Consider the following 14,551-nt stretch of genomic DNA (forward strand, 5'->3'; position numbering starts at 1 on the left):
GGGCTGAGGATCTCGTTTTCCTTGTAGAGATAGCCGTGCATCTGCGGCAGCTCGATGGTCACGCCCCCGGCCAGCGCCATGTCGCATTCGCCGCTCAGCAGGGCCTGCGCCGCGTAATGCAGCGCGACCAGCGAGGTGGAGCAGGCGGTCTGCACGTTCACCGAAGGGCCGCGCAGGTCGAAGATGTGGCTGACGCGGGTGGACAGGAAATCCTTGTCGTTCCCCGTATGGCGCAGCAGGAAGGCGCCGACGTCCCGCACCAGATCCCGGTTCGAGTTGATGTTGACCCAGTAATAGGTCCCCTGCCCGCAACCGGCGTAGACGCCGATATTGCCCTCGAAAGCCTCGGGCACGGTGCCGGAATCCTCCAAAGCCTCCCACGCGACCTCAAGGAACTGGCGGTGCTGGGGGTCGAGGATCGCGGCCTCTTTCGGCGAGAAGCTGAAGAAATCGGCGTCGAAGCTCGCGAAATCCTTCAGCGGCGCGGCGAAGGGCACGTAATTGGGCAGGCGCATCACCGAGGGATCCTCGCCCGCGGCCAGAAGCTCGTCCTCCGACAGACGGCGGATCGCCCGCAACCCGCCGCGCAGCATCGTCCAGTAATCGCGGACCGATCCTGCCCCCGGCAGATGGGCGGCCATGCCGGTGATGGCGATATCGGTATCGGAGATTTCAACGGACATGACAGGCCTGCGCAGGGTTATTTACCACGAAACACTGGTGTTTCTTTGGGGCGAGAGTGGCCCGCCAATCGGGCCAAACGGTGGCGGGGGTCACAGCAGCGTCCGCGGCCCGCGGTCCTGTGCCTCGGTCGGACGCAGGCCCAGCACGATCCCGGCATGCGCCCGGCGGAGCGAGTCGCGCTGCACGGCGTCGGTGGCGCGTTTCATCGCCTCGGCATAGCCGAGAAGCGCCCCGGCGATGAGCCAGGTGAAGGGAATGAGCGTGGCATTGGGCAGCATGTCCAGCATGTTGACCGCAAGGATCAGCGCCAGTGTACTGGCTTCGATGGGCAGGGGCGCGGCGCCTTTTCGTCGCGCCTGCCAGGTCAGGGACAGTACCGGCAGCGCCATCAGCCCGAAGAGCGCCAGATAGCCCAGCCAGCCGTAATGGCCGATGGTGATGATCCACTGGCCGTCGACCACGCTCTCGCTTTCGCCGGTGGCCTGGTCATAGACCGCGAACCGGCCCCAGCCGCCCCAGCCGAACAAGGGCCTCTCGGCCACGTGGTCGAGGATGCGCTGTTCGTTGGTGAAGCGGTATTCCAGCGATTCCCGCCGATCCTCGCTGACCGCCGAGACCTGGTCCAGGATGGCCCGGGTCGGCACCAGACCGGCGCCGCGCAGCAGCGGATAGGTGACCACCAGCAGCACGATCAGGCTGGAGACCATCAGATGCAGGCGCGGTCTCATGATCAGCACCATCGGCACGAAGATCAGCGTGTACATCAGCGGCCCCATGGACTTGGTCAGCAGCACCAGTCCGAAACCGGCCAGAACCAGCAGCAGTTTCTGCCCGGCCCGGCTGTCGGCGCCCCGGGCGGCACGGGCCCGGGCGGCGGCGGCCATGGTCACCATGAAAGCGAAGAACGCGACCCAGAGCCCGTGCGGCATGAAGACGAAGGGACGGTAGCCGCCCTGCCGGATCGCCTGGTTGAAATCGTGCTGGAAGAAACCGTAGAGCCTGGTGTGCAGCTGCGGCGACATCCGCACCTCGTAGAGCATCGGCAGGGTATAGATCGCCCCGGCGATGACCAGCGCCAGCAGGATCTCGCGCAGGCCCTCGTCGGTCTTCAGCACCTCGCGCGCCAGGAAGAAGGGCAGGGCGAAGAAGATCTGCTGCACCAGTACCGAGGCGGAATCGTAGATCCTGAGCCCGGGCAGCCCCCAGGTTTCCAGCGCGTTGGGATCGACCAGTCGCATGGTCCCGAAGGTGTCGATGCCGAAGCGGATCGGATCGGTGTTGGTGACGACGGTCACCACCGGGCTGATCAGGAACATGACCAGCAGCACGCGGCCGATCCAGGCCTCGGGCAGCGGTTTCGGCATCTTGCCCCAGTAGGAAAGGCAGACGGCAAAGGCCATCAGGTTGGGGATGCTCTCCTTGTTCAGGGGCGGGATCAGCGGCAGGTCGATGGCGCTGATCTGCGGCAGCAGCATATAGGCGCCGAGGATCGACCAGATCAGCGCCCGGGTCTGCGGCATGACGCGGAAGAAATAGACGATGACCACCGGCCAGCCGACCAGCGCCAGCAAGGCGACGATATTGCCGATCTGGATCAACATGCCCGCATACCCGCCGGGCGTTGCCGCCCCGAACGTCCCACCATCATCTGCCCCGAGTACCGCCCCATTCTTGCCCTCTTGCGGGGCTATTCCGGCGGCGTCGCGGTAACTATACCCACGACAGGCCGCCCTGTCTGCCCGAACCCGGGTAATCTGGCGGTGAAATGCGTCCAGACTATGGGGGTTTCGTGGAGTTTTCCTTTCCGCCCTGCACCATCGCGGTGAACATGCCCGACACGGGCACGCTGCTGTCCGAGGTCAAGTCCCGCCTGCGGGCGGGCGAGGGTTTCGCGCTGGCGACCATCAACCTTGACCATCTGGTGAAGCTGGCGCGCGATCCCGGCTTCCGCCCGGTCTATGGCGCGCAGGATCTGGTCTGCGCCGATGGCAACCCGATCGTCTGGCTGTCCAGACTGGCCCGCCGGCCGGTTTCGCTGGTGCCCGGCTCGGATATGGTGGTGCCTCTGGCCAGCCTCGCCGCGCGCGAGGACGCGCCGATCGCGCTGATGGGCTCGACGCCCGAGGCGCTGACCGAGGCGGCGGAAGCGCTGAAAGCCCGCGTTCCCGGCCTGCGGATCGCCGCGCAGATCGCCCCGCCGATGGGCTTTGATCCGACCGGGCCCGACGCCCGGCGGATCCTTCTGGATATCGCCGCCTCGGGCGCGCGGCTCACCTTCATCGCGCTGGGCGCCCCCAAGCAGGAGATGTTCGCCGCCTTCGGGCGCGAGGTGACACCGCATATGGGCTTTGCCTCGATCGGGGCGGGGCTGGATTTTCTGGCCGGTCGGCAGCAGAGGGCACCGGAATGGGTGCGGGCCATCGCCATGGAATGGGCTTGGCGCATGCTGTCGAACCCGCGCAGGCTGGCGAAGCGCTATCTCGATTGCGCGCTGATCCTGCCGGGCGAGGCGGTCAGGGCCTGGCGTCTGCGCGGCTCCTGACCCGGGCCCCGCCCCCGTTTGAGATTGCATCCGCGCCCCTCGCCGGGCATGGTGACGCAACTTTTTCAACCGGGAGGAAATGATGAAAACCCGTGCCGCCGTCGCCTTCGAAGCCAAGAAACCGCTCGAGATCGTGGAGCTGGACCTCGAGGGCCCCAAAGCCGGTGAAGTGCTGGTCGAGATCATGGCGACCGGCATCTGCCATACCGACGCCTACACGCTGGACGGCTTCGACAGCGAAGGCATCTTCCCCTCGATCCTGGGCCATGAGGGCGCGGGCATCGTGCGCGAAGTGGGCGCGGGCGTGACCTCGCTGAAGCCGGGCGACCATGTGATCCCGCTCTACACGCCGGAATGCCGCCAGTGCAAAAGCTGCCTCTCGGGCAAGACCAACCTCTGCACCGCGATCCGCGCCACGCAGGGCAAGGGGCTGATGCCGGACGGCACGACGCGTTTCAGCTACAAGGGCGCGCCGGTCTATCATTACATGGGCTGTTCGACCTTCTCCAACTTCACCGTCCTGCCGGAGATCGCGCTGGCGAAGATCCGCGAAGACGCGCCCTTCGACAAGGCCTGCTACATCGGCTGCGGCGTGACCACGGGCGTGGGTGCGGTGATCAACTCGGCCAAGGTGACGCCCGGCTCGAACGTCGTGGTCTTCGGCCTGGGCGGGATCGGCCTGAACGTCATTCAGGGCGCACGGATGGTCGGCGCGGACAAGATCATCGGCGTCGACATCAATGACGACAAGGCGCAATGGGGCAAGATGTTCGGCATGACCGACTTCGTGAACCCGATGAAGATTGATACCGACATCGTCTCGAAACTGGTCGAGATGACCGAGGGTGGCGCCGATTACACCTTCGACTGCACCGGCAACACCACGGTGATGCGTCAGGCGCTGGAAGCCTGCCACCGCGGCTGGGGTGTCTCGACCGTTATCGGTGTGGCCGAGGCGGGCAAGGAAATCTCCACCCGTCCGTTCCAGCTGGTCACCGGGCGCGTCTGGAAGGGCTCGGCCTTCGGCGGCGCCCGGGGCCGGACCGATGTGCCGAAGATCGTCGACTGGTACATGAACGGCAAGATCGAGATCGACCCGATGATCACCCATGTCCTGACGCTGGACGAGATCAACAAGGGCTTCGACCTGATGCACGAAGGCAAGTCGATCCGCTCGGTCGTGGTGTTCTGATGGAACGGATCAACCGCTGGCGCGCCCAGGGCGGCTGGCAGGAAGTCTGGCGCCATGACAGCGCCGAGACGGGAACGCCGATGGAGTTCTCGATCTTCCTGCCGGATGCCGAGGGGCCGCGGCCCGTCGTCTGGTATCTGTCGGGCCTGACCTGTTCCTGGGCCAATGTCACCGAAAAGGGCGAGTTCCGCGCCGCCTGCGCGCGTCACGGGCTGATCTTCGTCGCCCCCGACACCTCGCCCCGCGGCGAGGGCGTGCCGGATGATGCCGAGGGCGCCTATGACTTCGGTCTGGGCGCGGGGTTCTACGTCGATGCGACGGAAGAACCCTTTGCCCGGAACTACCGGATGCGCAGCTATCTGGAGGGGGAACTGCCCCGGCTGCTGGCCGAGCATTTCCCGGTCGATCTGGCCCGCCAGTCGATCACCGGCCATTCGATGGGCGGCCACGGCGCGCTGACGCTGGCGCTGCGCAATCCGGGTCGGTTCCGCTCGGTCTCCGCCTTCGCGCCGATCGTCGCGCCCTCGTCCTGCCCCTGGGGGCAGAAGGCGCTGGGGGGCTATCTGGGCAAGGATCCGGCGGCCTGGGCTGAGTATGACGCGGTGCGGCTGATCGAGGGCGGTGCGCGGGTTCCGGCGCTGAAGGTCGATCAGGGCGCGGCGGACGGGTTCCTGGACGGGCAGCTGATGCCCGAACGTCTGGTCGCCGCCTGCGAATCCGCCGGGCAGCCCTTGGACTACGGGCTGCACGAGGGCTACGACCATTCCTATTACTTCATCTCCAGCTTCATGAGCGACCACCTCGACTGGCACGCCCGGCATCTGGGCTGAGGGGTTTCGCCCTCGTTCCTCGGGCGACCAAGGCGGGGGCCAGCCCCCCGCACCCCCCGCCAAAGGGGGTTTTCCACCCCCTTTGGATACCCCCGAGGATATTTGCAGCGCAAAGAAGGCGGGGGCTGCGGCCCCTATTTGTATTCGATGAGCCGGGCCTGACGGCGGGTCAGGCGGCGGGCGTGGTAGCGCAGCGCGCCGACGGCTTCGGGGAATTTGCCCAGCGTGTTGAAGAAGGCACCGGCCCAGCCGAGACGGGGTTTCAGGCGCAGGATCTGCAGCGGGTAGACCAGCACCAGCAGCAGCGCTGCCGGGTGAATCAGCGAGCCGATGAGCGCCGCCAGCGGGATCGCCACGCCCCAGAGCCAGATGCGCCGCACCTCGGCCCGCCAATGCGGAGTCTGCGGGGTCGAGAAACGCGCGGCGCCCTCGGCAAAGGCGTGGCCCGCGCGTTCGGTGCGTTTCCACCATTGACTGATGCGGGTGATATCCGCGTCGTGCCAGGTCATCTCGGCCTCGATTCGCCAGATCGTCCAGCCGCGGGCGCGCAGCCGGAGGCAGAGCTCGGGCTCCTCACCCGCGATCAGATCCTCGCGGTAGCCGTTCACCGCATTCACCGCCTGATAGCGCATCAGCGCGTCGCCGCCGCAGGCCCGGGCCTCGCCGACCGGGGTGTCCCATTCATGGTCGATGAGCGTGTTGTAGACGCTGGCCTCAGGATGCCGTTCGCGGCGGCGGCCGCAGACCACCGCGGCGCGCAGATTGTCGGAGAGGAATTTCACCGCGCGGGGCATCCACCCCTCACGCAATACGCAATCGCCGTCGATGAACTGGACGTAATCGGGCGGCTCGGCTTTCAGCGCCTTCAGACCGGCATTGCGGGCCCTTGCGGCGGTGAAGGGGCGGGTGAGATCGAGGTCGATCACCGTGGCGCCCATCGCCTGCGCCTGCGCCACCGAGCCGTCGGTCGAGCCCGAATCGACATAGATCACCCGGCGCACCTGCCCCTCGAGCGACTGCAGGCAGGCCACCAGCCGGGCGCCTTCGTTGCGTCCGATCACCACCGCGTCGATTGTCGGCCCCCGTTTCGCCCGCGCCATCATCCTACCCCCGCACCGGGGGATTATGGGGGCGGCCCGGGCCCTGTCCAGCGTGCAGGTTTTTCTGGGCAAAGGCACCGCGATGTGTTGCATTCCTGCCTAACCACAGGAGGAGAGACCATGCCCCGCGCGCAGATCGTCGGCTGGAGCCATTCCCGTTTCGGCAAGGCCGAGGAACCCGATACCGAGAGCCTGATCGCCGGGATCCTGGCGCCCGCGCTGGACCATGCCGGGATCGGCGCCGAGGAGGTGGACGGCATCTTTGTCGGTGTCTTCAACGCCGGTTTCAGCCGCCAGGACTTTCAGGCGGCGCTCGTGGCTTTGGCCGACGACAGGCTGCGCCATGTTCCGGCGATCCGTTATGAAAACGCCTGTGCCACCGGCTCGGCCGCCCTGTATGGCGCCATGGATTTCATCGAATCGGGCCGGGGGCGGATCGCGCTGGTGGTGGGGGCCGAGAAGATGACCGCGACACCCACGGCCGAGGTGGGGGATATCCTGCTGGGCGCCTCCTATGTGAAGGAGGAGGCGGATGTGCCCGCCGGGTTTGCGGGCCTCTTCGGCCAGATCACCCAGAGCTATTTCCAGCGCTACGGCGATCAGTCCGACGCGCTGGCGATGATCGCCGCCAAGAACCATGCCAACGGGGTGCTGAACCCCTATGCCCATATGCGCAAGGATTTCGGCTTCGACTTCTGCAACACGGTGACCGACAAGAACCCGCAGGTGGCGGGGCCTTTGCGGCGCACCGATTGCTCGCTGGTCAGCGACGGGGCCGCGATCCTGGTGCTGGCGGATGAAGAGACGGCGAAAGACCTGCGCCGCGCCATCGCTTTCCGCGCCCGGGTGCAGGCCAATGATTTCCTGCCGATGTCGAAGCGCGACGTGCTGGAGATGGCGGGCGCGCGCAAGGCCTGGGCCGGGGCGCTGGCGCAGGCGGGGATGGGGCTGGACGACCTGTCCTTCGTGGAGACCCACGATTGCTTCACCGTGGCCGAGATGCTGGAATACGAGGCGATGGGTCTGGCCGAACGCGGGCAGGGTCATCGGGTGATCCGCGAGGGCGTGACGCGCAAGGACGGGCGGCTGCCGGTGAACCCCTCGGGCGGGTTGAAATCCAAGGGGCATCCGATCGGTGCGACCGGCGTGTCGATGCATGTCATGGCGGCGATGCAATTGGGCGGGGAGGCGGGCGACATGGCGGTGAAGGATTCGCGCGTGGCGGGGGTCTTCAACATGGGCGGGGTGGCGGTGGCCAATTACTGCTCGATCCTCGAGCGGGTGAAATGAGGCTGGATCTGTCGGCCGGGATCGCCCCGGTTTCCACCCGGGTGATGAACCTGTCGACCCTGCTGACCGAGGCGGCGCGGCGCCATCCCGGGGCGCCCGGCTTTATCTGGGGCGAGCGGGTCTGGAGCTGGGCCGAGATGGAGGCACGCGCCGCGGCCTTCGCCGCCCTGCTGGTCGACCGTTTCGGGGTGCGGAAGGGCGACCGCATCCTTGTGCAATCGGCCAACAACAACCAGATGTTCGAGGCGATGTTCGGCTGCTGGCGGGCGGGCGCGGTCTGGGTGCCGGCCAATTTCCGCCAGACGCCCGAGGATGTGGCCTGGCTCGCGGGCTCTGCCCAGGCGAAGGGGCTTCTGGTGGGGGCGGAATTCGCGGCCCATGCCGCGGCCTGCGCCCCGCATGTCGATTTCACCATCGCCATCGGCGAAAGCGGCTTCGCCGAGGATTACGAGGCGCTGATCGCCCCCTATCTGGGTCGCGCGCTGCCCGCGGTCGCCGTGCAGCGCGACGATCCCTGCTGGTTCTTCTTCACCTCGGGCACCACCGGGCGGCCCAAGGCGGCGGTGCTGACCCATGGGCAGATGGGGTTCGTGGTGACCAATCACCTCTGCGACCTGATGCCGGGGACCGGGCCGGATTGGGGCGGGCGCGATGCCTCGCTGGTGGTGGCGCCGCTCAGCCATGGGGCGGGAATCCATCAGCTGGCGCAGGTGGCGCATGCCGTGCCGACGATCCTGACCACCGGCGCGAAGCTGGACCCGGCCGAGGTCTGGTCGCTGGTCGAACGCCATGGCGTGACCAACATGTTCACCGTGCCGACCATCGTGAAGCTGCTGGTGGAGCATCCGGCGGTGGGCCAGTACGACCATTCCAGTCTGCGCTATGTGATCTATGCGGGGGCGCCGATGTACCGGGCCGACCAGATCACCGCGCTGGAGAAACTCGGCCCCGTGCTGGTGCAGTATTTCGGGCTGGGCGAGGTGACCGGCAACATCACCGTCCTGCCGCCGGTGCATCACGGCATGGGCGAAATGAAGCTGGGCACCTGCGGTTTCGCCCGGACCGGCATGCAGGTGATGGTCCAGCGCGAGGATGGCAGCGAATGCGAGCCGCTGGAAACCGGCGAGATCTGCGCCACCGGCCCCGCCGTCTTCGCCGGGTATTTCAACAACCCCGAGGCCAATGCGAAATCCTTTCGCGACGGCTGGTTCCGCACTGGCGATCTGGGTCACAAGGATGCCGAGGGTTTCGTCTATCTGACCGGGCGGTCCTCGGACATGTACATCTCGGGCGGGTCGAACATCTATCCGCGCGAGATCGAGGAGAAAATCCTCCTGCATCCGGCGATTTCCGAGGTCGCGGTTCTGGGGGTGCCCAGCGCCAAATGGGGTGAGGTCGGGATGGCCGTTTGTGTGGCGGGCGCCGGGGTCACCGGGGCTGATCTGCTGTCCTGGCTGGGCGACAAGCTGGCGCGCTACAAGCTGCCGCAGCATGTGGTCTTCTGGGACGAGATGCCGAAATCGGCCTATGGCAAGATCACCAAGAAGATGATCCGCGAGGAACTGGAACGCCGGGGCGAGGTGCCGCCCGCATGATCGAAACGCTCGCCCATCCCGGCCCTGCCCCCGCCCGGCGCTGGGCGGTGGCGCCCTGCCGGGCGGAGCCGGTCGAGGTGCTGCTGCCTGTGGCCGAGCGGTTGGCGGATTCGGTGGCGCTGGCGCTGGCGGGCTATGACGGCGGCTGGCTGGTCATCGAGGACGCGCCGCTCGCCGCCCTCGATTTCGTCATCCCGGGCGAGGATCCGACCGGCGCCCATGCCGCCTGGTACGCTGGCCCCTACCGGTTGGGCGCGGCGCGGATCGTGCATCTGGGCCTGCACGCGGGTCGCAAGGAGGGCGGCGCCTGGCTGCACGGCCACGGCAGTTTTGCCGCGCCCGGGTGGGAGGGGCCGGATTTCGGCCATATCCTGCCCTTCGAGAGCCGATTGGCGCAGCCGGTACGGGCCCGCGGCTGGGGGCTGAAAGGCGCGCGGCTGGAGGTTTCGGCCGATCCAGAGACGCATTTCCCGTTGTTCCAGCCGGTGGCGCTGGGCGGCGGCCGGGAGGCGGTGCTGGTGACGCTGCGGCCCAATCAGGACCTGACCGAGGCGCTGGAAGCGGCGGTGGCCGAGGCAGGCATCCGGGACGGGCGGGTCTATGGCCTCGGTTCCGTGGTCCGGCCGACGCTTGAGGGCCAACCCCGGATCGACAGTTTCGCGACGGAATTGCTGCTGACCGAGGCGGTCATCACGCGCGGGCGGGCGCGGCTGGCGGTCGAGCTCGTGACCCTGCAGGGCACGCGCCATCGGGGGGTGCTGGCGCGCGGCGAGAATGGCGTTTGCATCACGGCGGAAGTGTTGGTGGTGGCGGGGCCGGGGATGGTGGGGTGAAACCCCATCCTACGGGGGTGCCCTTGGTGCGCGCATCGGTGCGTGCGAGCACGCACCCTACTGGGGCGAACCTGTAGGGTGGGGTTCCCCCCCACCGCACCGGCACGCGGCAACAGGGCCCACCCGCCCCGTAGGGTGCGTGCTCGCACGCACCTTCCCCCGGCTCAGAACCCCGCCAACACCAGATCCGCGTGCTCGGCCAGATAGACCCGCAGCCAGGGCGTGAATTCCCCGGGCCTCGCCGCGATTTCGGCGTGCAGGGCGTCGGTGTCGATCCAGCGGATCGCGGCGACTTCCTCGGGGTCGGGCGTGACCGCAGGCGGCGCCTCGCAGACGCCGAGGAACAGATCGACCACCTCATGCTCGATCATCCCGCCGCCGACCTCGGCCCGGTATTCGACCACGCCCCGGTGTTCCAGCGTCACGCCGTTGATCCCCAGCTCCTGCGCCAGCCGCCGCTCGGCGCAGGCCAGCGGCGGCTCGCCCCAATAGGGATGCGTGCAGCAGGTATTCGCCCAGAGGCCCGGCGTATGGTACTTGGCCAGCGCCCGCTGCTGGATCAGCAACTTGCCCCCGGCCACCACGAAAACCGACACCGCCGGGTGCCTGAGCCCGCGGCGGTGTACCTCCAGCTTGTCCATCGGCCGCAAGGCGCCGTCGATCCAGGCGGGAATATCCTGCGCCATGCTGACCCCCATCGTTTGCGCGGTTCTAGCGCCAAGCGGGGCCGGGGGGAAAGGGTCAGATGAGCCCCAGTTGCAAGGCCGCCGCCAGCGCCAACCCGATCAGCACCAGTCCGCCCAGCCCCCAGATCGTCACCCGACGCCGCCTTTCCCGCACGCTCATCGTGAAGGGAATGGAGATCACCGGCCTGAGTTGCAGGTCGCGTTCCATCCGGGCCGAGGTGCGCATCACCGGCTGCATCCATTCCAGCCCATAGGCCAGCATCACCCCCAGCATCAGCCCGGCGACGACGCCCATCGCGGCCACCACCTTGCGGCTGCGCGACACCGGGTATTCCGGCACCAGCGCGCGTTCCAGCAATTCGAAGCGTTCGGCCTGCTGGTCAACCTCGATCCGGGCGCTCAACTCGGCCTCGCGGCGGCGGTCGGCGGCGGCGGTCAGCTGCGCCTGCAATTGCTCCATCCGCCGGTTCATCGCCAGCACCTCCTGCTCGTAGCCGGGCGCGCGGGTCAGGATGTCCTGGATCTCGGCGATGCGGGCGCGCATCTCGACCTCCTGCTGGGCCAGCTGCTCGACCGACGCGCGCAGCGTCGCCACCTGCCGCTGCACCACCGTCCGGGTCGAGGTCTGGTCCAAGGTGTCCAGCTCGCTCTGCCGGGCGCTGAGGTCGGCCTGAAGGTCGCGCAGCCCGTCGATCAGCCGCGCCCGTTCGGCCCGGCGCAGGGCGACCGAATCCGACAGGAAAGCCTCGTTCTGCGAGCGGAACTCGGCGATGTCATCCTCGAGCGTGGCGATGCTGGTTTCCAGCCTCGTTTCCTCGGCGCGGAAGAAGTCCAGCGCCTGCTGGGCATTCGACTGCCGGGCATCGACCGAGCGCTGCACAAGCTGATTGGCCAGTTCATTGGCGATATCGGCCGCCGTCTGCGGGTCGTCGTCATCGGCCGAGACCACCAGCGCCGAGAGCGAGCCGTCGCGGGCGAAGCCCTGCTGCGCGGCGGCGATCGAGGTGATGGTGAAGGCACGCCGCATCAGCGCGACCTGTTCCGAGGGGTTCAGCGGCATCCCGTCGAACAGGTGATGGCGCTGGGCGAGGTCCAGCAGCGCGTCGCGCGACATCAATTGCTGTTCGATGACCTGCACGCGGCGGGTGATATCGGTGCTGGCGGCGCCGGTTCCGTCCTCGCTGGCGGCGACGATCACCGGATTGATGACCTGGATCACCGCGCTGGCGGTATAGACGCGGTCGGTGTTCATGGCCAGAATCACCCCGACCAGGGTGCCCAGCAGGGTTGTCAGCGCCATCAGGCGCCAGCGGCGGCGCAGCCAGCTGAGGATCTCGTGCAGGTTCTGGATCGGTCCCATGGTCGCGCCCCTCAGCCCTTGCGCCGCGCCGCGCGCGCGTCGCGATCCTCGGATTTGTTCAGGACGATGCCCAGAAGCGGCACCTGCCCTTCCAGCACGCGCTCGCATTCCAGCACGTCCTGCGCCGTGGTGCGCAGCCCGTCGGCGACCAGGATCACCGCATCGAGCTGCGGCAGCAGTGCCGGCAGCAGCGGGTCCTTCAGCACCGGCGGCAGGTCGTGGATCACCACATCGGGGCCGATGCAATCGGTGAGGGCGCGCAGGGATTGCACCGCTTCGGGCGCCATCATCCGTTCAGAAGCCTGCGGCATCCGCGCGTCGTTCAGCGCCAGCGCCAGGCAGGCACCCACGCGGCGCAGATGCTCTTCGGGCGGGATCATGCCGTCCAGCACCATCTCCAGCGGGCCGGGCGGGTCGAGGCCCAGCAGCTCGGCCAGCCCCGGGTCTTCCAGATCGCTGTCGACAAGCAGCACGCGCAGGGTTTCCAGCCGGGCGATGCTGGCGGCCAGCCCCGCGGCGATGAAGCTGCGCCCGGCGCCCCGCGTGGCCGAGGTGACGCCTATCCGGCGCCAGCCCTTTTCGGCGGTGACGCGCAGCAACTGGCTGCGCAGCTGGTCCATCGCTGCCCCGGCAGGTGTGTCGCGGGCGAACGAGGGTGCCCGGCCGGTCACCTTCAGGCGGTTCACATCGTCCAGGATGACCGGGATCTCGTCCCAGATCTCTTCGACCTCGATCCGGCGATGCGCCCGCAGCGGGACGTTGCGGCGCCCGGGATCCTGGGCGGCGGCATCGACCCGGCCCTGCAGGATCGCCTGATGGGCGATGCGGCGCGAGGGCGGCGAGGGCGCCTCGCCCTCTTCTGCCGAGCGCCAGCCCAGCCGTTGTTCAAGAATACGCGTGTTGACCATAACTGACCCTTCGCGACGGCCTGCGGAGCGTCCGCGCCCCGCCATTTAACCCTCTGTTGACGGGAAAGCCTGTCACAAATAGGGCAGAAGCGTGGTCATTGTCGATGGAACCGGCGCGGTTCAGAGGCCGAAGATCACCGACAGCTGGTCGCCATGCACCGTCAGCACCACGGTCAGCAGCACCAGCGCCACGGCGGCCATCACCGCGTCATGCAGCGCGTCCCAGGCGCCGTATTTGCGCGCAAGACGGACCTGAAGCGGGTAGCTGAGCAGCGCGGTCGAGGCCATGGCGATCGGCGCGCCGGGAATGCCCAGCATCGGCACCAGAATCAGCAGGAGCGCGACCAGCAGCGTGGCCCGCGTCGCGTTCAGCGTGAAGAAGCCGCGCGAATCGCCCGAGGCCAGCGTCACCTGGTCATAGGTCAGGCCCAGCATCTGCGGCAGCAGCGCCATCGACACCATGACCGTGACCGCGCCCGAGGCCGCATAGCGCGAATCATAGAGCAGATCGACGATATAGACCCCGCCCAGCGCCAGGGGCGCCACGCCCGCGATCAGCAGGCCCGACAGCATGAAGCGGATCTTGCGCAGATGCAGGAAATTCTCCCGCGATTCCGAGGGCGGCGACGAGCGGTAGATCGGGATCATCAGCCGCTGCACCAGCAATTGCCCCAGCATCAGCGGGAATCCGGCCAGGAAGAAGCCGATATTGTAAAGGCCCAGCTGCTCCATCGACAGGTAGCCGCCGAGGATCAGCTTGTCCGATTGCAGGACCAGAAAGCCCGCCACGGTCGAGAAGAAAATCCAGCGGCCGTAATGAATGAGTTCATGCGCGCAGTCGCGGTCCAGCTGGATCCGGTTGACGATGCCGGGCAGCATGACCCAGGCCAGACCCGCGCGGGCGGCGGCGGCGACCAGGTTGCCGATGACCAGCGCCCAGATGGATTGCGTGGCCCAGGCGAGGATCAGCATGGCGGTGATGCTGATGATCTGCGCCGTCACTTCTAGCAGCGTCAGACGGCCCAGCAGCATGTGGCGCGAGGCGGTCTCGGCCCGGGTCGGTTCCAGTGCAAGCAGCGGCAGGCTCAGCGCGGCGACCGGGATCAGCTGCGACAGGATCGGTTCCTCATAGAACCAGGCGACCGGCCAGGCCAGCGCGCAGGCGGCCGCGAACAGGATCCCGGCGCGGATCATGTTGAGCGTCCAGGCGGTGTTCAGGAACGCCGGATCGTCGCCGCGCTTCGAGGATTGGATAGCGGGCTGGATGCCCAGATCGGACAGCATGGTCAGGCCGACCAGCAGCACCGTGACCAGCGCCATGGTGCCGAACGCCTCGGGGAACAGCAGCCGCGCCAGCACCAGGTTCGAGCCGAAGCGGATCGCCTGCTGCAGACCGAAGCCCATGATGGTAAACATCGACGACCGCATGATGCGGTTGGTCAGGCTGTTTCCGGGCTTCTCGATCATCATGGCAGCAGCGTGCGACACATCTAACACTCCGGAAATTGGGTACTTTCAGGCCGCGGCTTCA

The 14,551-nt window shown here is 67.6% G+C and carries 13 protein-coding genes; 6 read left to right on the plus strand and 7 right to left on the minus strand.

Annotation, left to right across the window (positions count from 1 at the left end; translation table 11 throughout):
* On the minus strand, positions 1-683 hold a 683-nt coding region (locus VDQ18_RS10170; protein ID WP_323020829.1), incomplete at its 3' end, for a polyketide synthase.
* A 90-nt stretch (positions 684-773) separates the two neighbouring features.
* The gene (locus VDQ18_RS10175) at positions 774-2,285 is read right to left on the minus strand and encodes a hypothetical protein (protein WP_323020830.1); all 1,512 of its coding nucleotides are present in this window, start codon (positions 2,283-2,285) and stop codon (positions 774-776) included.
* Between the two features lie 188 nt (positions 2,286-2,473).
* On the opposite strand from VDQ18_RS10175, the gene VDQ18_RS10180 reads away from it, so the two are divergent.
* The 3 genes from VDQ18_RS10180 to fghA all read left to right on the plus strand — a co-directional run bounded on the left by VDQ18_RS10180 (position 2,474) and on the right by fghA (position 5,248).
* Positions 2,474-3,226, plus strand: a complete 753-nt coding sequence (locus VDQ18_RS10180; protein ID WP_323020831.1) for a WecB/TagA/CpsF family glycosyltransferase — start codon at positions 2,474-2,476, stop codon at positions 3,224-3,226.
* An 82-nt stretch (positions 3,227-3,308) separates the two neighbouring features.
* The gene (locus VDQ18_RS10185) at positions 3,309-4,418 is read left to right on the plus strand and encodes an S-(hydroxymethyl)glutathione dehydrogenase/class III alcohol dehydrogenase (RefSeq protein WP_323020832.1); all 1,110 of its coding nucleotides are present in this window, start codon (positions 3,309-3,311) and stop codon (positions 4,416-4,418) included.
* Positions 4,418-5,248: an S-formylglutathione hydrolase gene (gene fghA, locus VDQ18_RS10190; protein ID WP_323020833.1), complete on the plus strand. Its 831-nt coding sequence runs from the start codon at positions 4,418-4,420 to the stop codon at positions 5,246-5,248. The genes VDQ18_RS10185 and fghA overlap by 1 nt, the downstream gene beginning before the upstream one ends.
* Positions 5,249-5,382: 134 nt before the next feature.
* Here the strand turns inward: fghA and VDQ18_RS10195 are convergent, their stop codons facing one another.
* Positions 5,383-6,351 carry a glycosyltransferase gene (locus VDQ18_RS10195; protein WP_323020834.1) on the minus strand — a complete coding sequence of 323 codons (969 nt, stop codon included), beginning with the start codon at positions 6,349-6,351 and terminating at the stop codon, positions 5,383-5,385.
* Positions 6,352-6,468: 117 nt separating this feature from the next.
* On the opposite strand from VDQ18_RS10195, the gene VDQ18_RS10200 reads away from it, so the two are divergent.
* Genes VDQ18_RS10200 through VDQ18_RS10210 form a run of 3 tightly spaced genes read left to right on the plus strand, consistent with a single transcriptional unit; the run spans position 6,469 to position 10,066 of the window.
* Positions 6,469-7,638 carry an acetyl-CoA acetyltransferase gene (locus tag VDQ18_RS10200; protein ID WP_323020835.1) on the plus strand — a complete coding sequence of 390 codons (1,170 nt, stop codon included), beginning with the start codon at positions 6,469-6,471 and terminating at the stop codon, positions 7,636-7,638.
* Positions 7,635-9,233: an acyl-CoA synthetase gene (locus VDQ18_RS10205; protein WP_323020836.1), complete on the plus strand. Its 1,599-nt coding sequence runs from the start codon at positions 7,635-7,637 to the stop codon at positions 9,231-9,233. Before VDQ18_RS10200 ends, VDQ18_RS10205 begins: the two co-directional genes overlap by 4 nt.
* On the plus strand, positions 9,230-10,066 hold the full coding sequence (locus VDQ18_RS10210; protein ID WP_323020837.1) for a hypothetical protein: 837 nt from the start codon (positions 9,230-9,232) through the stop codon (positions 10,064-10,066). Before VDQ18_RS10205 ends, VDQ18_RS10210 begins: the two co-directional genes overlap by 4 nt.
* Before the next feature lie 164 nt (positions 10,067-10,230).
* Here VDQ18_RS10210 and idi read toward each other — a convergent pair whose 3' ends face one another.
* The 4 genes from idi to VDQ18_RS10230 all read right to left on the minus strand — a co-directional run bounded on the left by idi (position 10,231) and on the right by VDQ18_RS10230 (position 14,508).
* Positions 10,231-10,752: an isopentenyl-diphosphate Delta-isomerase gene (gene idi, locus VDQ18_RS10215; RefSeq protein WP_323020838.1), complete on the minus strand. Its 522-nt coding sequence runs from the start codon at positions 10,750-10,752 to the stop codon at positions 10,231-10,233.
* A 55-nt stretch (positions 10,753-10,807) separates the two neighbouring features.
* Positions 10,808-12,112 (minus strand): GumC family protein, encoded by a 1,305-nt coding sequence (locus VDQ18_RS10220; protein WP_323020839.1) that lies wholly within the window; start codon positions 12,110-12,112, stop codon positions 10,808-10,810.
* 11 nt (positions 12,113-12,123) lie between these two features.
* Positions 12,124-13,020 (minus strand): P-loop NTPase, encoded by an 897-nt coding sequence (locus VDQ18_RS10225; protein ID WP_323020840.1) that lies wholly within the window; start codon positions 13,018-13,020, stop codon positions 12,124-12,126.
* Between the two features lie 120 nt (positions 13,021-13,140).
* A complete protein-coding gene (locus VDQ18_RS10230) occupies positions 13,141-14,508 on the minus strand; it encodes an oligosaccharide flippase family protein (protein ID WP_323020841.1) in 1,368 nt (455 codons plus the stop codon).
* Positions 14,509-14,551: the final 43 nt, after the last annotated feature.

Origin of the sequence: Pararhodobacter sp. (genome assembly GCF_034676075.1) — a bacterium.
Lineage (GTDB): Bacteria > Pseudomonadota > Alphaproteobacteria > Rhodobacterales > Rhodobacteraceae > Pararhodobacter.

Excerpts from the sequence above, each read along its gene's own strand:
- VDQ18_RS10175 (WP_323020830.1), bottom strand. The coding sequence starts at position 2,285 with ATGTTGATCCAGATCGGCAATATCGTCGCCTTGCTGGCGCTGGTCGGC.
- VDQ18_RS10185 (WP_323020832.1), top strand. The coding sequence starts at position 3,309 with ATGAAAACCCGTGCCGCCGTCGCCTTCGAAGCCAAGAAACCGCTCGAG.
- fghA (WP_323020833.1), top strand. The coding sequence starts at position 4,418 with ATGGAACGGATCAACCGCTGGCGCGCCCAGGGCGGCTGGCAGGAAGTC.
- VDQ18_RS10195 (WP_323020834.1), bottom strand. The coding sequence starts at position 6,351 with ATGATGGCGCGGGCGAAACGGGGGCCGACAATCGACGCGGTGGTGATC.
- VDQ18_RS10200 (WP_323020835.1), top strand. The coding sequence starts at position 6,469 with ATGCCCCGCGCGCAGATCGTCGGCTGGAGCCATTCCCGTTTCGGCAAG.
- VDQ18_RS10205 (WP_323020836.1), top strand. The coding sequence starts at position 7,635 with ATGAGGCTGGATCTGTCGGCCGGGATCGCCCCGGTTTCCACCCGGGTG.
- VDQ18_RS10210 (WP_323020837.1), top strand. The coding sequence starts at position 9,230 with ATGATCGAAACGCTCGCCCATCCCGGCCCTGCCCCCGCCCGGCGCTGG.
- idi (WP_323020838.1), bottom strand. The coding sequence starts at position 10,752 with ATGGCGCAGGATATTCCCGCCTGGATCGACGGCGCCTTGCGGCCGATG.
- VDQ18_RS10220 (WP_323020839.1), bottom strand. The coding sequence starts at position 12,112 with ATGGGACCGATCCAGAACCTGCACGAGATCCTCAGCTGGCTGCGCCGC.
- VDQ18_RS10225 (WP_323020840.1), bottom strand. The coding sequence starts at position 13,020 with ATGGTCAACACGCGTATTCTTGAACAACGGCTGGGCTGGCGCTCGGCA.